Annotated in this window: 19 protein-coding genes; 8 read left to right on the top strand and 11 right to left on the bottom strand. The window is 44.7% G+C overall.

The genetic code is table 11. The features are described from left to right. Window positions 1-268 precede the first annotated feature (268 nt). Window positions 269-1,645, top strand: coding sequence for a dicarboxylate/amino acid:cation symporter (locus JFC06_RS02245; protein WP_193005241.1), 1,377 nt, complete (start codon window positions 269-271; stop codon window positions 1,643-1,645). A gap of 93 nt (window positions 1,646-1,738) precedes the next feature. Here the strand turns inward: JFC06_RS02245 and JFC06_RS02240 are convergent, their stop codons facing one another. After that, window positions 1,739-2,494: a TSUP family transporter gene (locus JFC06_RS02240; protein ID WP_198333823.1), complete on the bottom strand. Its 756-nt coding sequence runs from the start codon at window positions 2,492-2,494 to the stop codon at window positions 1,739-1,741. Window positions 2,495-2,946: 452 nt separating this feature from the next. On the opposite strand from JFC06_RS02240, the gene nhaA reads away from it, so the two are divergent. Next, window positions 2,947-4,149: a Na+/H+ antiporter NhaA gene (gene nhaA / locus JFC06_RS02235; protein WP_193005239.1), complete on the top strand. Its 1,203-nt coding sequence runs from the start codon at window positions 2,947-2,949 to the stop codon at window positions 4,147-4,149. A 120-nt stretch (window positions 4,150-4,269) separates the two neighbouring features. Continuing rightward, on the top strand, window positions 4,270-5,613 hold the full coding sequence (locus tag JFC06_RS02230; protein ID WP_198333822.1) for an oxygenase MpaB family protein: 1,344 nt from the start codon (window positions 4,270-4,272) through the stop codon (window positions 5,611-5,613). A 277-nt stretch (window positions 5,614-5,890) separates the two neighbouring features. Here the strand turns inward: JFC06_RS02230 and JFC06_RS02225 are convergent, their stop codons facing one another. After that, window positions 5,891-6,628, bottom strand: a complete 738-nt coding sequence (locus tag JFC06_RS02225) for an NUDIX hydrolase (RefSeq protein WP_198333821.1) — start codon at window positions 6,626-6,628, stop codon at window positions 5,891-5,893. A 526-nt stretch (window positions 6,629-7,154) separates the two neighbouring features. Between JFC06_RS02225 and JFC06_RS02220 the strand changes: the two genes are divergently transcribed. From JFC06_RS02220 to JFC06_RS02215, 3 genes are all read left to right on the top strand, one after another. After that, on the top strand, window positions 7,155-7,718 hold the full coding sequence (locus tag JFC06_RS02220) for an NUDIX hydrolase (protein WP_198333820.1): 564 nt from the start codon (window positions 7,155-7,157) through the stop codon (window positions 7,716-7,718). Window positions 7,719-7,862: 144 nt separating this feature from the next. Continuing rightward, a complete protein-coding gene (locus JFC06_RS12320) occupies window positions 7,863-8,297 on the top strand; it encodes a hypothetical protein (RefSeq protein WP_265088171.1) in 435 nt (144 codons plus the stop codon). Further along, window positions 8,290-9,195 (top strand): serine hydrolase domain-containing protein, encoded by a 906-nt coding sequence (locus JFC06_RS02215; protein ID WP_265088172.1) that lies wholly within the window; start codon window positions 8,290-8,292, stop codon window positions 9,193-9,195. Before JFC06_RS12320 ends, JFC06_RS02215 begins: the two co-directional genes overlap by 8 nt. Window positions 9,196-9,304: 109 nt before the next feature. Here the strand turns inward: JFC06_RS02215 and JFC06_RS02210 are convergent, their stop codons facing one another. Further along, window positions 9,305-12,346, bottom strand: coding sequence for an insulinase family protein (locus JFC06_RS02210; RefSeq protein WP_198333819.1), 3,042 nt, complete (start codon window positions 12,344-12,346; stop codon window positions 9,305-9,307). 445 nt (window positions 12,347-12,791) lie between these two features. Here JFC06_RS02210 and JFC06_RS02205 point away from each other — a divergent pair, with 445 nt between their 5' ends. Next, on the top strand, window positions 12,792-13,253 hold the full coding sequence (locus JFC06_RS02205) for a universal stress protein (protein WP_193005233.1): 462 nt from the start codon (window positions 12,792-12,794) through the stop codon (window positions 13,251-13,253). A 206-nt stretch (window positions 13,254-13,459) separates the two neighbouring features. Here the strand turns inward: JFC06_RS02205 and JFC06_RS02200 are convergent, their stop codons facing one another. After that, a complete protein-coding gene (locus JFC06_RS02200; protein WP_198333818.1) occupies window positions 13,460-14,395 on the bottom strand; it encodes a LysR substrate-binding domain-containing protein in 936 nt (311 codons plus the stop codon). Between the two features lie 155 nt (window positions 14,396-14,550). Between JFC06_RS02200 and JFC06_RS02195 the strand changes: the two genes are divergently transcribed. Next, complete coding sequence (locus JFC06_RS02195) at window positions 14,551-15,642, top strand: YeiH family protein (RefSeq protein ID WP_198333817.1); 1,092 nt, start codon at window positions 14,551-14,553, stop codon at window positions 15,640-15,642. A gap of 183 nt (window positions 15,643-15,825) precedes the next feature. On the opposite strand, the gene JFC06_RS02190 is transcribed toward JFC06_RS02195, so the two are convergent. The 7 genes from JFC06_RS02190 to JFC06_RS02160 all read right to left on the bottom strand — a co-directional run bounded on the left by JFC06_RS02190 (window position 15,826) and on the right by JFC06_RS02160 (window position 23,192). Further along, window positions 15,826-16,035 carry a cold-shock protein gene (locus tag JFC06_RS02190; protein WP_010201661.1) on the bottom strand — a complete coding sequence of 70 codons (210 nt, stop codon included), beginning with the start codon at window positions 16,033-16,035 and terminating at the stop codon, window positions 15,826-15,828. Window positions 16,036-16,280: 245 nt separating this feature from the next. Next, a complete protein-coding gene (locus tag JFC06_RS02185) occupies window positions 16,281-16,703 on the bottom strand; it encodes a YbaN family protein (protein WP_193005230.1) in 423 nt (140 codons plus the stop codon). Window positions 16,704-17,092: 389 nt separating this feature from the next. Beyond that, a complete protein-coding gene (locus tag JFC06_RS02180; protein WP_198333816.1) occupies window positions 17,093-17,761 on the bottom strand; it encodes a TIR domain-containing protein in 669 nt (222 codons plus the stop codon). Continuing rightward, window positions 17,761-18,345, bottom strand: coding sequence for an SLOG domain-containing protein (locus JFC06_RS02175; RefSeq protein ID WP_198333815.1), 585 nt, complete (start codon window positions 18,343-18,345; stop codon window positions 17,761-17,763). Before JFC06_RS02175 ends, JFC06_RS02180 begins: the two co-directional genes overlap by 1 nt. Continuing rightward, window positions 18,330-19,511 carry a TIR domain-containing protein gene (locus tag JFC06_RS02170; protein WP_198333814.1) on the bottom strand — a complete coding sequence of 394 codons (1,182 nt, stop codon included), beginning with the start codon at window positions 19,509-19,511 and terminating at the stop codon, window positions 18,330-18,332. Before JFC06_RS02170 ends, JFC06_RS02175 begins: the two co-directional genes overlap by 16 nt. 13 nt (window positions 19,512-19,524) lie before the next feature. Then, window positions 19,525-20,073, bottom strand: coding sequence for a toll-Interleukin receptor (locus JFC06_RS02165; protein ID WP_198333813.1), 549 nt, complete (start codon window positions 20,071-20,073; stop codon window positions 19,525-19,527). 158 nt (window positions 20,074-20,231) lie between these two features. Further along, window positions 20,232-23,192 (bottom strand): valine--tRNA ligase, encoded by a 2,961-nt coding sequence (locus JFC06_RS02160; protein ID WP_198333812.1) that lies wholly within the window; start codon window positions 23,190-23,192, stop codon window positions 20,232-20,234. Window positions 23,193-23,310 lie beyond the last annotated feature (118 nt).

Raw genomic sequence — 23,310 nt, 5'->3', positions numbered from 1 at the left:
TGCTAATAATATTTAGTGCCATTTGTCCGCTCTTTACCACTAAAAAATGTCGCACAAACAGCTTAATTAGTGACCTCATTTCATCTAAATTATAAAAAAACGTTGCAGTCTCCTTAACAATTATTTTATATTGTGCGAGAAATTGACATAAAATGACAGACAAAAAATTTACAGACGTAACAAAATCAGGTATAGAGCCCGCAATAATTGATGTATTGAGCTCGTACCCGACCTGACACTAGGCGTTGCGTACAAAAGGATAGAAGTTATGTGGAAAAATTTGGGACTGACGGGCAAAATTATTGTTGCCATGGTACTCGGTATCATACTGGGTTTATTTATAAACTATTCAGGACTAAACGCTGAAGGCGGTTTTGTTAGTACCTATATTACGAACGGGTTTTTCGCGATTATTGGCAAACTGTTCGTTAACTCACTAAAAATGTTGGTTGTTCCGTTAGTACTTATCTCGCTGATTTGCGGGGTTTGCGGTATTGGTGATATTCGCTTGCTTGGGCGTATTGGTACCAAGACCTTTCTCATCTATATGATGACAACCGCGTTGGCGATTGCCACTGCGATTGGCCTTGGTATTTTATTTGGTATCGGTAAAGGTATGGATATCGAAACGGAAGCTGCATTCGAAGCCAAGTCAGCGCCGCCCCTACTAGATGTTTTCTCCAATATCATTCCATCTAATCCCATCAGCGCGATGGCGAATGGTGACATGCTATCGATTATTTTCTTTGCGATCTTAATCGGTATCAGTATTTTGATGGTTGGTAAGCCTGCCAAAGGGTTGGTACAGAGTTTAGAGCTTATTAATGAAGTCATCCTAAAAATGGTGACCATCATTATGAACTTAGCACCATACGGTGTTTTTGCTCTCTTAACTAAAGCCATGGCTGAGCTTGGTTTAGATCTTATTTGGTCATTACTTGGTTACGTTGCAGTGCTGGTTGGCTCACTGGCTTTCCACTTTTTCATTACCATGATGATTGTCCTCAAGCTGTTTTCAGGCTTGTCCATCAAGACGTTTTTGGCAAAAATGCGTGAAGTGCAGATTTTTGCATTCAGTACTTCAAGCTCTAACGCTACGATTCCTATTACCTTGCGTACTGTCACCAAGCGTATGGGAGTCAATAACTCAGTGGCTTCGTTTACCGTTCCTTTTGGTGCGACCATCAACATGGATGGTACCGCCATCATGCAAGGGACGGCGACCATTTTCATTGCCAATATTTATGGTGTTGATTTGGGCGTGACCGAATATCTAACCGTTATCCTTATGTCAGTACTGGCCTCTGTCGGTACCGCTGGTGTCCCTGGTGTTGGTCTGATTATGTTGTCTATGGTGTTTGCCCAAGTCGGTCTGCCTATCGAAGGTATCGGTCTGATCTTAGGCGTGGATCGTATCCTTGATATGCTGCGTACCGCGGTGAACGTTGGTGGTGATGCAGCAGTGACGGCCATTGTGGCAAAATCAGAAAATAAAATGGATACAGCGATTTATAACGATCCTGATGCAGGTGCCAAAGACGTATTTGACGGTCATATCGATGAAGATAATGAGCGCGAGTTCTCTAATGTCTTTAGTGATGGCATCATGGGTAGTGAATACGATGATGTCGATCGCCGTCGCTAGTCATGCATATTGAATAAAGATTGGCATAAAAAAACCTCAGTCAGATTGACTGAGGTTTTTTTATGCCTGAGCTATTAGCTAAACACGTTTGATTTAGCCAAGCACATACTTAGTAATCATCGCTAGGCAAACCAGCACAATCATCGGACGTATCAGCTTACTCCCCCCTTTGACGACCATGTGTGAGCCAAAATACGCCCCTATCGTTTGCCCCACCATCATCGCCAGACCCACTTTCCACAAGACATTGCCGCCTAAGATAAAAAATATCAACGAGCCAATGTTAGTAGATAGGTTTAGCACCTTAGCAGCACCTGTCGCTTCGATAATCTGACGCCCGCGCAACGCAACATTGCCGAGTGCAAAGAACATCCCTGTCCCTGGGCCAATATAACCATCATAAAAGCCGATTAATGGCGCAACCACCTTTTGCCATTTGCCTTCTGAGATGCGCGGGGCGGCCTCTACTTCACCAAGTTTAGGCGCAAACAACGTATAGATACCAATAGCCGCAATCAAAAATGGAATCAGCTTTTCAAGGAGATCTGGCGGTGACATCTGTACGGCGATCGTACCGATAACCGAACCAATAAAAGCGCCAATAATAGCCACCTTTATACGCTGCGGCTTGATCACACCTTTTCTAATCATCGTAATGGACGCGGCTAGTGCACCTGAAGCCGCTTGTAGCTTATTGGTGCCAAGCGTTAGCACGGGTGGAATGTTGGCCAGCAGCATGGCAGGTATGGTCAACAAGCCGCCACCACCAGCGATGGCATCGATAAAGCCTGCCAATGCTGCCACCACAGTAAGCAGTGCAATGATCTCTAAGGAGAGGGATATGTCCATGACGCTGACCTTCAAAAGTTATGATAAATAAGGAAAAACCTCTAGAGTACTCGGTTGAGAATGTACTATTGATGAGGCAATAGTACGGCTGATACGTCCCAGAGAGCTAACCGAGCGGTATATAACGTCGCTCATTATAAAGATAAAACCGTAAAAAAAACCAAAAACGTAACAAAGTCTGCTAGATTTGTCTAATGGCTTGCTAAAACGCGCCCTAAGCGATTGTTGAACAAAAAAATAACGACTTACAACAGCTTTGCCTGCGGTCGCACTTTTATAATAGTCTTATTCTTGAGATAACAAGGTGAGCTTGTGACCTTGGGTTGATGTATTTTGTTGTCTATATTAATAAGAGTGTGAGAAACTGTTCCTGTCTATCTGCGACATCAGTATAAGCAGCAGCGTAGATATTTGAGTTAATTTAATAAATTGTATGAGTAAATGAGGATGATATGGCAATACGAAGGATTAAGGCATTTTTTGAGTTTGAGGCAGCAGGCGGTATTGTCTTAGCACTGGCCGCCATTGCTGCAATGATCATTGCCAACTCCCCTCTTAGTGTGTGGTACGAAGGCTTTATCCACGCACCTGTTGCCATTCAAATCGGTAACTTCGCCATTGCCAAAGACGCTCACCACTGGATCAATGATGGTCTGATGGCTGTTTTCTTTTTCTTAGTGGGGCTTGAGCTTAAGCGTGAAGTGTTGATCGGTGAGTTGTCTAACGTCAAACAGATCATACTACCAGCTGGGGCAGCAGTAGGTGGCATGATTATGCCAGCGGCGGTCTACCTGCTCTTTAATTATAATGAGCCTGAGTTTTGGAAAGGTTGGGCCATTCCAGCAGCGACTGACATTGCCTTTGCCCTTGGTATCTTGAGCCTACTAGGTAACCGCGTACCCAACTCCTTAAAAGTATTCTTAGTATCCATTGCTATTTTTGATGATATTGGCGCGATTTTGATCATTGCCTTGTTTTATACCAGTGAATTATCACTAGAGTCATTAGCAGTAGCGGGACTGTGTCTGCCGTTTTTATATCTTCTCAATCGCCGCAACGTTACCAGCATCACGCCTTATCTGCTCATCGGGGTTATCATGTGGATTGCGGTACTCAAATCCGGTATCCACGCCACCTTAGCAGGGGTAGTTTTAGCGCTATTTATTCCGATGTTTGACCGTACGGATCCTGAGCACTCGCCACTTGAAGAGTTGGAACACGACCTACACAACACCGTGGCATTTGGTATATTGCCAATATTCGCGTTTGCCAACTCGGGTATATCGCTCGAAGGTGCAGGTGTGGCCGAGCTATTCCATTCGGTACCACTTGGGATTGCCGCGGGTCTGTTTATCGGTAAGCAGCTGGGCGTCATGATCATGTGCTGGTTGATATTTAAGCTTGGTATCTCAACCATGCCCAGAGGTATGAATTATAAACAGATATATGGTGCAGCCTTATTATGCGGCGTCGGCTTTACCATGAGCTTATTCATTGGCGGCTTGGCATTTGCTGGTGACACAACACTATTCGATGAGCGCTTAGGTATTATCATGGGTTCAATCGTCTCTGGTATAGCCGGTTACCTCATGCTTAAATTCAGCCTAAAAGACAATATCAGTGGTACGTCAGTCGATTTAACTCGTCCACACTAAGCGTACAATGAGCTACTTGCCAGCGTATCAATGGCTAAGTAGCTCTTTGTTTTATAATACAAGAGGATAAAGGCTGTTTGATAAATAAGAGTACTTGATCAACATGGCTACTTGATAAACATGGATCAGAATAACATCATGCCCAAAAGTATCGACACTGATCATCAGCACCATCAATCGACAGATGCCTATCAGCGTCATGATCGTACCACCGCTATTGACGACCATAGCGACCTGCAAGTACTAAAGCGGATCAAACGTTATTTATTGCCAAAAGACTTTGTCATCTCTCAAGCATTATTAAATGAGATGGTCGCCGGTTACGATATTGGCGACCCGCTGGCAGATGCTTTGGCGGCTGAGGGCGTTCGTTTTGCAAAACCCTTACAGCAAATTATTATTAACAACGGCTTCAATCACACCCTCAAAAACAACCCCTCTTTTTGCGCGTTAACCGAGCAGTTTGGCAGTCATCCTGATTGGTTCGATCCTAAGCTTGCCCAGATCGGTGCAGTCGCCTATCGACGCTACCCGCTGATGCTAATTTGGCTCTTGCGTAACGTCGCCCTGATGGCAGGGTACAGTATTCCTGCCCTCTCGCTGCCATTGATTCAAACTGGCGCTTTGATGCATGATGCCTTGCCGCGCCTGATGCGTACTTATGCTTATATCTTAGCTGTCTCTGAGCACCCTCAATCGAATATGAGCACGCGCCATGGACGCAAACCTATCGAGCAAGTAGTGGCCATTGGCTCTGAAGGCTGGCGTCAGTCTATCAAGGTGCGGCAAATTCACACCTTAGTGCGTCAAAACCTCCTCAACGGGAAAGGCAATGCAGCCAAAGGTGACCTAACAGAGGCCGATCAGCACCACAATCCTGATGGCAGCTGGAACACGGCCTATTGGGGTGTACCAATTAACCAGACTGATATGATTGCCACCCACTTGCAGTTTTCGCTGCTGATCATGCGCGGGCTACGACTGCTTGGTGCGCGCATTAGCAAGGAAGAAGCTGAAGGTATTCTGCATTTGTGGAATCTTGCCAGCTATTGGATGGGCGTTGATCTACAGCGCTTGCCGAAGGTTGAAGCGGCGTGTTGGGAGTGGCTATATACGTATCTATCCATTCAGCAGCTTAATTTTAAAATGGGGCAGCCACTGGCAAAAGCCTTGCACGACTTACCGCGCCAGCTCATGGGTGAGGACAATCGCCGAGGGCGCTTCGTTGAGATGGTCAATGCCAGCGTGACGCGTACTTTGGTCGGTGATGACATTGGTGATGGCTTGGATTTACCAAAATCAAAGATACGGTTTGGCGTACTGTCTTCCGTGCCCATCTTGTTTGCGCTTGATACTGCCCGGCAGCACAATCAAAGTATTGATAAAAAATTAGAAGCGTTTCGCGCCAAACGCCAAGACAATATGAACTGGTGGCTAAAGAAAAACGATGATTATTATAAGTAAAAGCACAATGCTGTGAGTATAAGTAACAGAATACAGGGCTGTGGGATGATGTTTTAAAGCTTCTGCCCGCAACGGCACAGTACACGAGGAAAACTTATACCAGCAGAATGCCTTTTCTGAACGCTGTTTTTATTTGGAGGGACCATCAGTCCGAATATTGTTATAAATAAATAGAGGGTTCTTAGGCATTATCCATAGCATCCACAGCCATTATCATAACGCCACACTAGGCAGGCGTGTTCATGGCTTGGCATGATCGACTATCAATTTATATTCTCTATAGACGGGTATTTTGTATACGGTAATACCATTCAAGCTGCCGATCAAAGCCAGTTTCTAATAAGCTTGCAATGACTCGTCCTGTCAGACCCCACACTGTCTCACCATCTACTTGCCAGCTGGGCGTTAGCAGGGTCGCAGTCTGGTCTTGCATCGTGTATTCTACCGCATACTCTACCGTAGGCTGAGTGAGTAACGACTCAAAATCTGCCCAAAATATGCGTGAGATTTCTCCTAGTTCGGGCACCAATATCAAATCTGGCGCAATGAGTGCCACAATTGGGCGTACACTCATGCCACTTTTGGAGGTTTGTATGGGCAATTGACCAAGCAATTGGACTTTGTTGGGTGGGAGCGCCGTCTCTTCGCAGGCTTCGCGCAGCGCTGTGATGACATTATTACCATCACTTATCTCATACTTACCCCCTGCACAAGACACCTCATCAGCATGGCTATTCATATGCGCAGCACGGCGCGTCAGGAGCAGCTTCGGGTGGCGTTCATGAGTAATCGCCACCAATACCGACGCGTCTGCAATCGGTGTTTGATATAAGCTGTCTAAGATGCGCGCACTATGCGATGTGTGGTGGGCGTCATATAACGCTGGGCTGGTCACGGCATTTAACGTCTCGTGCTGTACTCGCTCAGCCAGTTTTCTGAGCGTAGGATAACGTATAAACGTGGGCACAGCGACTGATAACTCATCAAAACTTATAGATTGCGGTGGGAGTAGCATTATAATTGCCCTGTATTTTTATCCGTGTTTAACCTCATTACGATAAACTATCTATCACCTAAACCTCAAAAATAAAACATATCATGGTCAAGTAGTTAAGGTTATTGAATACTATTTAGGAAGTGCTAGTGGATAACATTTTCTCATTCAATAAAATGCAGAGCAGAATCGATGACTGCTCGCAAAGATTGCCTCGCTATTGGTCATCAGTATTTGCGCCTACTCAAGCCTAGCGCAAACCGGCGATGACTGCATATACTTTCTGTGACTGAGTTGCTCTGCCTGTTGTACGCGCCCTTATCTGACAAAAATACCAAACACTAATATCGTAAAAATGTGCTGTTTTTGTCATCCATGTCAGTACGGTGAGAATTTGTGTTATCTTAAGCTTAAAGCCAGTTATTTGTCAGATAAAAGCCTGATAAGCTAACGTCTCACTCTTCTTATAGAACTTATATAAATAGAAGAAGCATTATAACGCTTAAAATAACCCCATCACTTTTTCTCATTACATAAGGCAGTTGATATGCGCTATTGTCTACAATGCGGTCATGAAGCAGAACGCAAAATACCAGCCACAGATAATATACCGCGATTGGTATGTCCAAATTGCCACTACATCCATTATGAAAATCCAAAAGTGATTTGTGGCTCACTTGTCGTCCATAAAAACCGTGTGCTCCTGTGTCGGCGTGCCATTGAGCCACAATACGGCTTATGGACCCTGCCTGCCGGTTTTATGGAGAATGGTGAAACCATGGCAGAAGGCGCAGCGCGTGAGAGCTATGAAGAAGCAGAGGCGGTCGTTATCAATCCTCACCTCTACTGCCTGTATGACATTCCTGATATCGGTCAAATCTATAGTATCTACCTAACCGAGCTAAAAGACGGGGCTTACGGTATTGGCTCTGAAAGCCTGGACTGTGCTTTATTCACAGAAGAAGACATTCCTTGGGACAGTATTGCCTTTGAGGCCGTGCGCCGCACCTTAAAAAGCTATTTTGAAGACCGTCAGCAATTCGACAGTTTAGATAAGTTCCCCATTCATCAAGACTACATCGGCAAAGATCAAAGCATCAAACGCTATTAACATCGTACTATAAGTACAAAATACCTTACAAAAGTCGTTGGTAAAAGCCATTCATAAGAATTATGCTACATGCTTAGTGTTGTCTCTTAGAATGGTTTTTTTATTGCCTGACGTTAACGGCTCAATCTGACTTGTGAGAATATCATGCTGACCTTGTTGCAACGCGCCTTACCGCTGTTACCGCTGACCATCGCCGTGACCCTGACCAGTATCAGTACCATAAGCCATGCAGACGACTCACGTCTCACTGCCAAAGAGTCAGACCCAAAAACGCTTGGGTGGATGCAAGGCTTTCCGCCACCAGCTGATAAGCTGATAGCGCAGCCATCCTCTGATTTTTTTAGTTTTCCAAAGCTACGTTGGACAGTCTGTCATATCCGTGAGCTGATGCCGACTACCGAAGTCAGTCGCGGTATCGGTGCGCCGTCCAAGCTCAGCTATGAGCTGGATAAAAACATCGATGCCATCCCCTTTATCCCCACTGGCAGTAATCGCCCAATGACATGGCGACAGTCATTAGATGCCAACTATACAGATGGTATTATGATCCTGCATCATGGCAAGGTGGTGTATGAATGAGCGCCAAAACGGTTGCCTCAATGAGCTAGGACAACATGCTGCGATGTCGATGACCAAATCCATGACGGGTTTACTGGCAGAAATCCTTGTAACCGAAGGCAAGCTTGATGATAAAACGTTGGTGGCCTCTATCATTCCTGAGCTGGCGAACAGCGGCTTTGGTGATGCAACCGTGCGCCAAGTCATGGATATGACGACAGCGCTGGACTATAGCGAGGACTACGCCGATCCCAATGCTGATATTTGGCAGTACTCAGAAGCCGCCAGTCCGCTACCAAAGCCTAAGGGCTACACCGGTCCTAATGGCTATTTTGAATACCTACAAACGATTCAGAAAAAAGGCGAGCATGGTGATGCCTTTAGTTATCAGACCATCAACAGCGACACGCTTGGGTGGATCATTGCACGCACCACTGGCAAAGCAGTCGATGACTTACTCTCTGAGCGCATCTGGCAAAAAATCGGCGCAGAGCAAAGCGCCTACATGACCGTTGATGCTAAAGGTACGCCGTTTGCCGGCGGCGGTATCAGTGCAAGCTTGCACGATATGGCACGCATTGGTAGCCTCATGCTAAATAAAGGCGTCATTAATGGCAAGCGCTTGTTCCCAGCCGCTGTAGTAGAGCATATCGAAGCTGGCGGCGACAAGGATGCCTTTGCCAAAGCCGATTATAAACAGCTCAAAAATGGCAGTTATAAAAGCATGTGGTGGTCATATGACAATCCCACCCCCGTCTATTCGGCTCGCGGTGTCCATGGTCAAAGGATTTATGTGGACCCAGCGGCCGACATGGTCATCGTCCGTTTTGCCTCGCATCCTGATGCCAGCAATGGCAAAAATGATCCGACATCAATACCTGCTTTCCAAGCTGTCGCAAATTATCTGATAACAAAGTAATGGCTTAAAAGTGAACAATAAAAAATCACGATGAAAAATAAAAACCGCCGCTTTCACTATTTATCTTGAAAGCGGCGGTTTTTTATACCACACAAATCAACGTAGATTTTTAGCTTTTAATTTTGCACACGTTAAAGCCAAGCTCTTTTACCTGAGCTTCTTTGTCATATGGCGCTAAGACCGCACGCACGTGCTTTTGCCCTTGTAAGTATTGCTTGGCAACACGCTGTAAATCAGCAACGGTCACCGCCAAGATTGCTGCCCGCATTTTACGCTGCCAGTCTGCCCCGCGATGATGCAAGTTGGCAAAGCACGCTTTGATCGCCTCACCCGCTGGAGAGCCAGGCTTATCCATACCTGAGATAATACCTAAGATAGCTTCTTCTAACTGCTCGTCCGTTTGCGGCTCATTTAACAACCATTCAATACTGGCATCGAAGTGAGCAAAGGTCTCAGCACACTGTGGATCACGGTAGCTAAAGAATTTAAAGGCACAAGCATTGGCATCGTAACCAGCACCGCCGCCATAAGCGCCGCCGCGCTCACGAATGGCACTGTGCAAATAGCCATTACGTAGATAAGGCGCTAATACCATCAAGGCAGCCGTATCAGGATGGTCAGCCGCTGGCACTGTATAAGCGCTGGCGTTATGGTAAACGTTGGTCGGTACCAGCCAGGCTAAATCTTCAACCGCTACTGACTCACCCTCAACATCATTTAGGTGTAAGTCTGCAAACTCGCTTGGGATATTGGCGTCAATGGCATTATCAGTGTTGGTTAGTTTTTCTGCCAGCGCTGGGGCACGACTGTCTTTCCAGCTCTCCAAAATTAAGTTACTCAAACGCTCGCTTTGCTCAGCCTCACAGATAATCACAGCGTGTTTCGGCAGACTAATGAGACGCTGATGCAGATCCATCAAGCCTGTCGCAAGCTTATCCCATTGGGCATCGTCAGTACTGGCATGGGTTAAGAAATCTTTCAACGCATTGAGTGCCGGAAGTCCGCTACGTACATACTCTAGCTGTGCTTGACGACTCATGCCGCGACTGGCCGTTTGCATAGCATAAGAATGCCCTGAGCCCGCAAGGTTAGATTGCCAGCCCGCTTGGCGCTGCTGCAAAATCTCTTTAATACGGTCATGCTCAGTAAAGACACTGTGCTCCATGACTTCTTTTAGCAGATCAATCGCTTCAGGTTTGCGGTTCAGCGCCCGCGTTGCCACCACAAAATAGCTGCTAATAGACTGGCTGTCATCGACATTGGTACGTTGGCTGATACGCGCTGTCACGCCTGACGAGTGCGCTGCTTGCTTGGCTTGCATTTCATGCGCGCTGAGTGAGTCGGTACCAAGCTCTGACAACAAGCTTAAATAAATAGGCAGTAATGGGTGATTAATGACATCATTCACTGGTAACTGATCGTTGTTAGCCTCACCAATTGCATCGGTCAATGGGACGATGACTTGATAATAGTAGATACCATTGGTGCCTGCTTCATACTCAAACAAGGTGCTGTCTTGACCACTTAAGCGCACCATTTTTTGCGAGCCTTGCTTAAAGCTAATGTCCGTTGGTACATCTTCTAAACCCACTTTTGGTAACAAGCTTAGATCATCAGGGGCAGCTTGGCGCGCAGCCAAATCCAACGCCTGCTTATGCAAAATATCTTTATCATCAGCGGTCAAATCCATCGCGATGGTATCAAGGCGAGTTTGCTCTGCTGCGGCCAATCGCGCTGATTTTTCACTGTCTGGTGTCAATGTGACACGGACGCGGTGGTTGTTTTCAAGCAAATGCGTTTTGATTAAATTGGGCAGCCATTGCGGATCGACGACCTGCTCACGCAACCATTGTAGATGCTCATCAACTTCCCAGACGTCGATAGGATTGCCATCATGAATAGCCGTACTAAAGCCTTCTAGCATTAAATTTAGACCATAAGGAACACTATCGCCGCCGATATGGCGTTGATCAATCTCTATCTGATGCAAGATGGTTTCAATCGTTTCATCATCAATTGGTGCGCTAGCAACGTCAGCAAGCAAGTCTATAATGCCCTGCTCGACCGCTTCGGCGTGCTCAGGGTTTGAACCACGTAGTCCGGTATAAAAAACCATTTCATAATGACTGTCATCGAGTCCTAGCAGCGGACTTGGCGCTTTACCCAGCGGATGGCTGTCAAGATAAGCACGCAGCGGTGAACCAGCATGTTCAACCAATACCCCTTCTAATAAACGTAGCGCCAAACGCTGCTTGGGATCGGTAATAGACGGCAGCAGCCAAGCAACGACATGGTGCGTTTGATCGGGACCGGCTTCGTCAGCGGTATAAGTGTCGGTTGCACTAATCGGTGCAGACAGACGCTGCTCTGGACGCGACACGTGTTTTTTGCCTGCTTCAAACTGGATTAAAGCATCTTCATGAATCTTCGCCTGCGTCTCAGCGACAGGGATATTACCAAAGCTCATAATCACGCTGTTTGAGGGATGATAATGGCTTTGATGAAACGCTACTAATTCAGGGTGCGTCAAGTCGGGAATATCCGCAGGATCACCGCCCGAATTATAATGATAGGTGGTCGTTGGAAACACATGATGGGCAACCGCGTGATATAGCTGATCAATCTCACCGCTCATCGCGCCTTTCATCTCGTTAAACACAATCCCTTTAAAGTGCGGCTTGTCCTCGCTGTCTAATTCAACACGGATGCCTTCTTGGGCAAAATCAAGCGGATGAATATTGGGGAAAAATGACGCATCCAAATACACGGCCAGCAGGTTAAAGTAGTCGTTTTTGTTTTGCGTGGCATACGGATACGCGGTCCAATCAGCAGCAGTCATCGCATTCATAAAGGTATTGAGCGAGCGCTTAATCATCGAAAAGAACGGATCACGGACAGGGAACTTCTCAGACCCACACAAAGCCACATGCTCTAAAATATGTGCTTCGCCCTTTGAATCCATAGGCTGGGTACGAAAGCCCACCAAAAAAGCATTTTCATCACTTGGGTGTGCCAAATGATAATGCATCGCTCCGGTTTTAACATGCTGACTGATCAACACATCCATCGAAAGCGCCTCAATATGGCGATGCTCAATCAGCTCAAAAGCAGGATGCAGGGTCAAGTCAGCAGTAAATAGCGTGTCAGTCATAGTGTTCCTTATAAAGCGTTTTTAACCCAACCAATACTCACGTGACGCTGATAAAAAGTGGCACATCGTATGGTGTACTTGGTTAAAAACCAATAATGAATAAAAACGTAAAAATAGTGAGTACAAAATAAGCCACTTGATCCGTCATCGATATCCATCAATGTACAAAGATCTTTAAGTAACTTTTTGGGTAATATTCTTATTTAATGGCTACATATTTCGTGGCAGTGCTCCATCGAACAATAGGAATTTGCCTAACGGTATTAGATGGGGCTAAGCGTTTGATAAGTCAAGGCACGCTCTAAAAGATAAGCAAGAAAGGCCTACTGTCAAAAAGACGCCACCTGCAACCTACATATATTCATTTGTCCCAGTTTAATGATGTTACTTAACAGCGGCTATCAGTAGTGCTATAGTTAGAATCATCTGTTACAAGGAGCCGCTCATGAGTTACCAGCATATTTTATTGGTCACCGATTTAATGTCCGATGCCGATATCGTCGCTCAAAAGGCCAAGCGTATCGTTGAAAACCGTCCCGGTTCCAAGCTATCGGTACTGCATATTGTCAAAGATACCATGGTTGGCTTTGGCTATGAATTGGTTCCCGCTTCTAGCCTATACGATGAAATTGATGACGAGCGCTGCCAAGAAGCACGGGCTAAACTGGCGCAGTTTTTGGAGCGCAACCAGTTACACGCCGTCAATTCTGAAGTGACCACCGCCATCTCGAATAGCGAGGGGATCGTCAATTACTGCCACAAACACGACGTTGATTTATTGGTGATTGGTCGTCATGAACGCCATGGCATTGTTGCCTGGCTGAGCGGTGCCACAGCGGATAATATCTTGCCAAACGTGCCTTGTGACAGCTTAGTGGTTAGATTGGACAAACCAGTTTCCAATTAGCTTAAAGTATAAAATAGCTTAAAATATAAAGCTCTTGACATGTAAATCTCTTAAGACATAACGCTTCAGCTAGTTGCTTGTATCACAACTTACCTTTATGAAGCGTTCTCAAAGCTTACTTGTGTAAAGCGTCCTCAAAGCTTACCTGTGTAAAGCGTCGTATAGACACCGACTATGGGACGCTTTTTAACAGGCGATTTTGACCATCACTCTGCTATCAAAATATCAATAAACGTCTGCCAAATGGGGCTTTGATGGCGGGCTTTGTGCCACACCAGCCACCATGTCCGTGACAGATCGATACCCGCCACTTTTACTTGTATCAGTTTTCCTGCCGCGAGTTCTGTCTCAATCACATGCTGCGACAGACAGCCAAGACCAATGTCGGCACTGACCATGTGCTTGATGGCCTCCGACTGTTGAATAGCCCTGACGACCTCCGCATGGGGTAGATGCTTGAGCAACTGCTCATCGATAATTTGCCGCGTACCCGATCCTGCTTCACGTACCAATAGTGGCAGCCGTGCCAACTGTTCAATATTAAGCTCATAACAGTGCTCATCGGCATGATACGCGGCCAATCCTGACAACCACTGACTATCGCGTTTGGCAAAGACCATCAAGGTATCTGTCCGCCACGCTCGTTGCTCAATGGCTTTCATGTCTGTTGGGCGCGGCATCCCTTCCACTAAAGCGATATCAATATTTAATTGCTCAACCTCACTAACCACCTCTTGGGTATTGGCAATATACATATCGACATTCGCATCTGGTAGCGCCTTATATAGCTTAGCCAGCAGCGGCGGCAACACGTAGTTCCCAATAGTGGTACTGGCGCCAATATGAATCTGCCCTGCTTGGTACTTATGATAGTGCTCCAGCGTCAGCGCTTGCCCTAAGATCGCTTGCGCCTGCACGTAAATAGGATGGGCATTGGGATGCTGATTGAGCCGGCGCCCGACCCGCTCAAACAACGGCATTTGTAGCCTTGATTCTAGCTCCGTCAAGGCGCTACTGACCGCTGACTGTGATAGGTGTAGCGCTTCACTGGCGCGGCTGGTACTACCCGTCTGGTAAACACTGACAAAAACGGATAACTGCTTTAGCGTAATTTTCGGTAAGGTTTGCACTGCTTTCTTCATGTTTTATACGACCTTCAGTTGTTTTTATTATATTTTACCTAAAAATTCGATAGTTTCTATCTTATTAATCTGTTTTTATTATAGTTTGTGGTGGCTTATACTGTCTATTCATAAGCTTATGCTTATTTAGATTTTAGACAATAGGACAGACAGTCATGCACGCCTTAGCCCAAACAGTGACCCATTATTGCCCAAATAACCGCCATTTGGCTGGGTTAGTGGTGGTACTTGTCGGCAGTTTGTTTTGTTTGTGGCTGGATATGAGCCTAGAGGTTTGGACAGACGGACGGGTTGTCGGCTTGTCCTCTTTAACGCTGGCGATTTTGCTGGGTATGGTATTGGGCAATACCATCTACCCTAGTTTTGCTGATCGCTTAAATATGGGCGTTGGCTTTGCTAAAGGTCAGGTACTGCGCCTTGCCATCATGTTTTATGGTTTTAAGCTGACACTGACACAAGTCTCAAGCGTAGGTATGCCTGCGATTATGACGGATGCCCTAGTATTGACATCGACCTTTTTACTCACTTATTGGCTAGGCACAAGATGGCTAAAGGTCGATAAACAGACAACCTTACTGATTGGCTCAGGTGCCAGTATTTGCGGTGCCGCCGCGGTGATAGCCGCAGAGCCAGTCGTCAAAGCGGAAGCGCATAAGGTGACTATCGCCGTGGCAACCGTGGTGGTTTTTGGTACTATCGCTATGCTCCTCTACCCCTTCTTATATCATCTGGGTTGGCTGCAACCTTGGCTTAACACTCAGCAGTATGGTATTTATACTGGCTCAACCATACATGAAGTGGCACAAGTGGTGGTGGCTGGTAACGCTATCAGTACCGAGGTTGGTGACACGGCGGTCGTCACCAAGATGATACGGGTCATGATGCTGGCGCCTTTTTTGCTTGTGCTGTCTTTTGCCTTAACCACAGACAATAGCGACAATATTGACGATAGTGATCGGCCTTCACTCATAAAGCGTATACAACAGGTCAAAGTCCCGTGGTTCGCCTTTATCTTTATTGCGGTCGTGCTAGTACACACTTGGGTACCGATGAATGCAGGATTGGTGCGTAGTATGGTCATGCTCGATGATGTGCTGCTTACGATGGCCATGTTTGCGCTCGGTCTGACCACCCACTTAAGCGCCATCAAACAAGCTGGCATTAAGCCGCTGATTTTGGGTGCCATGATGTTTGCTTGGCTTATCCTTGGTGGGGGTTTGATCAATATTGCGGTTAGCTTGATTTAGTATATTACTACCACTGATCTATTTGTTATGATTCAACATTAACAATGCCTACGACCATCGCGATGGTTGTAGGCATTGTTAGTTCTATGGGCTGCTACCCCTAAATCGCAGACAAAAAAAACGAACCCGAAGGTCCGTTTTTTATACATCTGTTTATCTAATTATTCATCTATAAAAGACAAATTAGATAGCAACGATGTTATGTGCTTGTGGGCCTTTTTGGCCTTGAGTTACAGTGAACTCAACTTCTTGGCCTTCAGCCAAAGTTTTGAAACCTGAACCAGTGATTTCGCTGTAATGAGCAAAAACGTCTGCGCCAGTTTCTGGAGCGATAAAACCAAAGCCTTTAGCTTCGTTGAACCACTTAACTGTACCTTTTTGAGTATCTGACATATTGATAATCCTACTTTTAAATTTATTTAATGGCCTAGTGACCGGTAACGCTTGCAAATAGCTACTGAACGATAAATATTAAAACGAAGGATTATAACTAATACTACGAGGTAATGATTTGGTGCAGAACTGCTCTTAAGCTTGAGCGTATTATAAGGGGAACAGCCGCTTATCGCAAGCCTTATCTCATATTTCATGTAACTGAAGCCGATTTTTCGCTATTTTTGGCCCTAATTGCAACCATTTTAGGCATTTGGTAAACGGAACAAATACACTGCTACCCCGCTACAGACGGTCGCTACCAGCCATGCCACCCATATCATGTCAGCAGGCAGCTGATAAAATAACATGGCGGTGGATAGGGTCATCATGATCGTTGCCAGCCACTTAGCATACAGCGGTACGGCGTGGCGATCCTCCCAATCACGAATAAATTTACCAAAGTATTTATGATTAATCAGCCAAAAATGAAAGCGCTTAGAGCTACGCGCCCAGCACCCTGCTGCTAGCAGTATAAACGGCGCGGTCGGCATCACGGGCAACAGCACCCCTATGATCCCCAATACAAAAAATATCCAACCGAGTGTCACAAACGTCCAACGTACTGTCGGACTAGTGGATTGATTGGTCTTTGGGCGATAATAAAACACTTTTTTGTTTTGGCTCATAAATGATGTCATTGGATCGTATTAAGTGGCTGATGTTAAATGGCGGCTATTAATACATAGAGGTTAAGCGGCTAACATGCTGCCTGCGATAACTCCCTATATAGGACATTTAGCATGCAATATCACCACAGATGCTACAAGACTATTTTTACGAGGTTTTTGCAATAAATAGGTATGTTTGGTTAGTGGTTGGGTAAGTGGCTTTAGAACATGTCCATCTCTATCGGGCTTTAGCAGATAAAATTGAGCGTGATTGGCGCGCTGTCTTAATAGCAAGGTTGCTTAAAGGCGCGCGTTGTCCGATGGTGAGATGGTTTATGGTGTTTCTTACGTTAGCGTGTTATTTCTTTAAAGGTAATAGACTGATTACTGATATTAAAAAACCGCTATCAGCGAGAGCTGGAACGATTTTTAGAGTTTAAAATAATTTGATCAACAGACTTCGATATTTCATATTTATCTATGTTCTGCCTTATTTCTAAAGCAGCTTCAATCCAGCCATTATAGTTACTTGTAAACTCTTTCCATGTTGGCTGTAAGATATAGGAACTAGAACATCCATTACGAAGTCTTTGCGCTGGATAGTGATGTTTTAAATTATTTTGGTTAACTCTTAGAATATTAAATCCAAAATTCGCAGCTTTTACGTAGTCATAATTATTATGTCTATCTGGCAATATGACTGCTAAAATTGCATTAGGTTTACTTGGAATACCACTACGGCTTTTTTCTCTTAATGAATATGATATTTCCCACGGTATCCACTGGTCTTTTTCTAAACTTATCCATTCTTTCATATTTGGAGATACTAAAACTATAGTGACTGTACTATCGTATATTTTATCGGCCAATCTACCCCTAATGGTATCTCTTTTGAATTCTGCAAGGCTTTCATTGCCCCTCTCACCCTTATATATATGATCGCCAGTATCTTTAAAGTGTAACTCAATTATATTAACATAGTCACGTGCTGTAGCTGGCTGTAAACTCCACGTATTGTTTAAAGGGTAAACACTATTATCACTATGTTTATACGATATAAAAATCTTTTTAGCCATCACAAATAATCCTTAAATAATCTATAGAATAGAGCTATATAGGCATAGTCATCTTTCAAAGAATCATCAAAATTGCCATTCTCATAAATTCCTAACGCAGCAGCTCCTGTACTTGCCATTGGAAGTACCATAGCTTTAGGATTAGACTGGGTAAACAATTCAAATTCTTCTTCTACCCCTTCCATGCCACCTACAAAAATACCAGCAATAAAGTCATTATTAACAATCATCTTTTCGCGCATCAAAGCCAAGCTTTCATCGCAACTACCAATATTATCCGTAATAATAAGAGATTCAGAAAATGACTCATTCTCTACAGGAAACGTTGGTCTGAAATAATCTGACTGGTAAAGATGTACGTGCTCTTTAATATTTACATCTATACTCTCTAAGACTGAGCTTATTAAAGGTGTAATGGATGGATGGCCACCCCAGACTAGACGAAAATTAGGTAAAATGATTTTGGCTAAACTACTAACACAGTCTCGAATAGCAATCACATCGGCTGTTTCATAATATGAAGGATTACGTTCCACTAATGGAATACTTGCAGATAAAAAAATCTGTTTTAATTGTTTATCCATGTTGGCACCTCTAAGATATTTAATGACTTTATCACTAAACTACTGTCTAACCACTTCAAATGCCTCAACCAAAAATCTCGAACGCAGGTTGCATCATAAAGTATAAATATATTCTCAAACTTCTTCTTTTTAATTTCTTCAACAAAGCTTGAAGAGAGTTCATAATTTAGTGATTTGGGAATGCCTACTGCAGGTATCACTATAATATCTTTATCATTTTTAACCATAGAAATTATTTTGTAACTATCAAGATATGCTTGGTAGCCTTCCTCCTCAGCCATTTTCATAAAATTGCTAATTAAGTTATCTCTTCTTGAAGCCAAAGTTCTAGCTCTAATACTCTCAACACTTTCTATAATTTTAGAGAGAGGTTTTTCTTTCAACGTACTATGTATATAGCTGTTTTCGAAGTCACTATTTTGTACCTTTAAGGGGTATGATATCTGTGCATGTTTAGCAATGACATCAGAATTTTCAGGCCATGAGATTATCACAATACCTAATAATAACTGGCTTGCTGTAGCCAGCTCCTGTTGTGTCCAATAACTGCCTAGAAAGTCTGATGTATTTAAAATTATCACTATTTCACTGTCAGCCATTTGATGCCATAGTTCATCCTGAAATGGCTCTGACTTCCTAATACTATGAGTATCAAGAAACACATCAAAACCATGTTTCTCTAAATTCTCATACAACTGTATAGCTACATTGGTAGATTCATTCCGCTTATAACTTATAAAAATTTTTCGATTCTTTTTAAGTAAAGAGAATCCTTCGAGAATATTATTTACAATCTGTTCGATCTTTTGATTTCTATCTTCTTCGCTAAGATTGATACCATTGTAGTTATTTAAGATCTCAGGAATACAGTCTCCAAAATTATCAAGTGTTCCTTGTACTACAGGTAATAATAGCGAAGCATCTTTAGTTACTTGAGTCAAAAAATCTGAGTCGGTAAAGTTGTTGTCGTCTGTTTTAGCTCCTAGATATATACAGAAAGCTGGACTAGAGTCTGTATATTCTTCGCAATTTTCATTATCAATAATAATAAAACTACTCCAATCTATACCTAAATCTTCTACTCTTCTTTGAAAAATCTCAATAATTTCATTTTTTATACCAAAATCTTTTCCCAGTATTATCAACTGATAACAGTATTTTTTCACTAGTTATGTTCCTTTAGAATTTAACCCAATCTCTGAGTAATTTAGCAGGCTTAGTAGGATCGTCTTTCATCACCAGACCAAGGTCATGACGCTCTACAAATGGATATAGTTCTAAAAACTCTTGACTTTGAAAACCATCTTCACTATTTTCGGTAAGCCCCAATATTGCAACCTTACCTCTGAATCCATCAAAATACCCAAGCTCCCACACCATCCACTTAGAATCTCCAGAATTTTCGGTAATGGCACATATCAGTGACTTACAACTTTTCATACGTTTTCTGATTATCTCTGCTGTTTTTTTAGTTACCTTTCTTCTATCGAGATGTGAATCTTCGTACCAATCTACATATACACTAAACTTTGCTTCCTCTAAAATGATTTTTAAACCATAGATTGTTTCAGCATCTAGGAATGCATGTGATAAGAAAATATCGTAAGTTTTATCTGGACTAATACTATCGAACTGAAACTGTCTGTTTAGAGCTTCTCTTGACTCAAGTCCAGTAGATGTTTTACTACGAGCTTTGTTTCGCACTTCTTGTAAAGTCAAAAATGCCATAAAGAACTCTCCTGAAAACTAGCCTAATAATATTAACTTTATTCTAGCATACAAATATTGGGCAATACGGAGAGTAAAAAATGTTAAGTGATGAACAATAAAAAACGCCATCACAAGTGTGACAGCGTTTTTTATTACTATAGATATTTACGCTTTATTTACAACGCCTTTAACTGCTCCATCTGCGCGGTCATCGCGGTCAACTGCCCTTCTAACTCAGCCAATTTTGCCTTCTCAGCATCGACCACTTCGACTGGCGCTTTACTGACAAAGCCTTCATTACCCAGCTTACGCGCGATACCGTCGGCTTGCTTTTGTAGCTTTTCGTGCGCTTTGCCCAAACGTGCCAGCTCAGCCGTAGGATCGATTAGCCCTTTCATTGGTACGAGGACACGTAGCTGCCCGACCATACTTGATGATGACAGTGGCACCTCATCACCTTCTTTGACGATCTCTAAGCTCTCGACTTTAGCAAGCACTTTAAACTGGTTTTTGATACGTGATAGACGCGCTTCTTCATCATGAGAGACGTTTTGTAGGAGCACAGGCAGACGTACCGCATTACCTAGTTTCATCTCACCACGGACGTTACGGACGCTCGCGATCAACTCTTGTAGCCACGCCATATCCGCCTCAACTTGCTCACTGATCTGGCTGTCATCGGTTTGTGGATAGCTCGCGACCACGATGCTGTCGGTGTTTTTACGACCAAGTAGCGGCGCGATGGTCTGCCAGATTTGCTCGGTCAGATACGGCATGATTGGGTGCGTAAAGCGTAGCGCGGTCTCGAGTACGTGCAGGAGCACATAGCGGATTTGCGCTTTGCGCTCATCCGACACCGAGTCATCATTTAGGCTGGCTTTGGCAAGCTCAACATACCAGTCACAGTACTCATTCCAGATAAACTCATAGATATCCTGGCTGACCATATCGAGACGATACTGGGCAAAGTGCTGATGGATGTCTTTAATACTTGAGTTCAGACGGCTCATGATCCATTTTTCTGGTAATTCCCATACGTCAGGGTTTGCAGTCTGGTCGATAGGCTTGGCACTGCCTTCGCCATCGACACAGTTCATGAGGACAAAACGGCTGGCGTTCCAGATTTTATTACAGAAGTTACGATAGCCCTCGACACGCTTTAGATCAAAGTTGATATCGCGACCAGTACTGGCTAAGGAGGTGAAAGTAAAGCGCAGCGCATCGGTGCCATAAGCGGGGATGCCTTCTGGGAACTCTTTACGGGTTTGCTTTTCAATCTTAGCCGCGTCTTTGGGATTCATCATATTGCTGGTGCGTTTTTCGACCAATGCTTCTAGCTCAATACCATCGATCAAATCGATCGGATCTAAGACGTTGCCTTTTGACTTTGACATCTTTTGACCATTACTATCACGTACCAGACCATGCACATAGACGGTCTTAAACGGTACTTGCGGCGTGCCATCTTCGTTTTTCACAAAGTGCATGGTCATCATGATCATGCGGGCCACCCAAAAGAAGATAATATCAAAACCTGTCACGAGCACGCTGGTTGGGTGAAAGGTCTCTAGCACACGCGGATCAGCGTTCACATCTGCCCAGTCAAGCGTACTAAATGTCCATAGACCCGAGCTAAACCACGTATCGAGTACATCATCATCTTGACGCAATGTCACGTCGTCGCTTAGATTGTACTTAGTGCGCACCTCGGCTTCATCACGCGCCACATAGATCTCACCCGTTGCGTCGTCATACCACGCAGGGATGCGATGACCCCACCACAGCTGACGGCTGATACACCAGTCTTGTAAGTCGGTCATCCATGCCATATACATGTTTTTGTACTGGGCTGGGACGAACTCAATGCTGCCGTCTTCTACCGCATCAATCGCAGGCTGGGCCAGTTTATTCACCGCCACATACCACTGATCGGTCAGCCACGGCTCAACGATGGTGCCGCCACGCTCTGCACGCGGCGCTTTTAGGGCATAGTCTTCGATGTCTTCTAGCCAGCCCTCCTCGCCTGCTTGCGCCACTAAAAATTTACGCGCCGTAAAACGCTCAAGCCCTGCATAGCTGTTACCTAAATGGTCACTAGGTGTGGTCTCAAGCTTAGGCTCACGCGTTTGCAGATCAGGGTAAACTTCCATCGCGGGTAAGATATTGGCGCGCTCATCGAGGATGTTAATCAACGGCAAATTATGACGACGACCCAATTCATAATCGTTAAAATCATGCGCTGGGGTGATTTTCACGCAGCCTGTGCCAAAGTCTTTTTCGACATAATCATCGGCAACGATAGGCACGACGCGACCAGTGATGGGCAACGTAATGGTTTTGCCAACCAAATGTGCATACCGCTCATCGCTAGGATTGACTGCCACTGCCGTATCACCAAGCAAGGTCTCAGGACGCGTGGTCGCGACCACCAGATAGTTTTTGCCATCTTGAGTGGTGATGTCTTTATCCGTGAAATGATAGCGGAAATGCCATAAGTTGCCTTTTTCGTCGTGGTTTTCGACTTCTAGATCAGACAGCGCGGTTTGGAATTTTGGGTCCCAGTTCACGAGGCGCTTACCACGATAAATCAAACCATCATCGAACAGACGGACAAACACTTCTTTTACCGCATTGGACAGTCCATCATCCATGGTAAAGCGCTCACGCGACCAATCAACCGAGCTGCCCAAACGGCGAATTTGGCTCGTGATATTGCCGCCCGACTCTTCTTTCCACTCCCACACTTTATCGATGAAATCTTCGCGTGTCATATCACGGCGTTTTAACCCTTGCGCTTCAAGGCGACGCTCCACGACCATTTGCGTGGCAATACCCGCGTGATCCGTACCCGGCTGCCAGAGGGTATTGTCGCCATCCATGCGGTGATAACGCGTGAGTGCATCCATGATGGCATTATTGAACCCATGGCCCATATGCAGCGAGCCTGTGACGTTCGGTGGTGGCAGCGCGATAGAGAACGACTCGTCTTTATCAAAGCTTGGCTTAAAGTAACCGCTTTCTTCCCAGCCTTGATACATGCCGGCCTCGATCTCCGCAGGATTGTAAGCGTGCTCAAGTTGGCTTAAGGCAGCTTGAATGGATTGGGTCAGGTTGGCCTTGGTATTAGGAGTGCTCATAGTAAAATTGTCTTTTGTTAATAATGAATGGGGTTAAACAAAAATTTGCATAATAGGCGAAATAATTAATACCGTGATTTTAACGCAGATAGCCAGATTTTGTTAGATGCTATGGCAA

The sequence above is a fragment of the Psychrobacter namhaensis genome, from assembly GCF_016107545.1.
In the GTDB taxonomy this organism is placed as follows: Bacteria; Pseudomonadota; Gammaproteobacteria; order Pseudomonadales; family Moraxellaceae; genus Psychrobacter; species Psychrobacter namhaensis.
The sequence above is the reverse complement of the archived record's forward strand: the minus strand, read 5'-3'. Positions and strand labels throughout refer to the sequence as shown.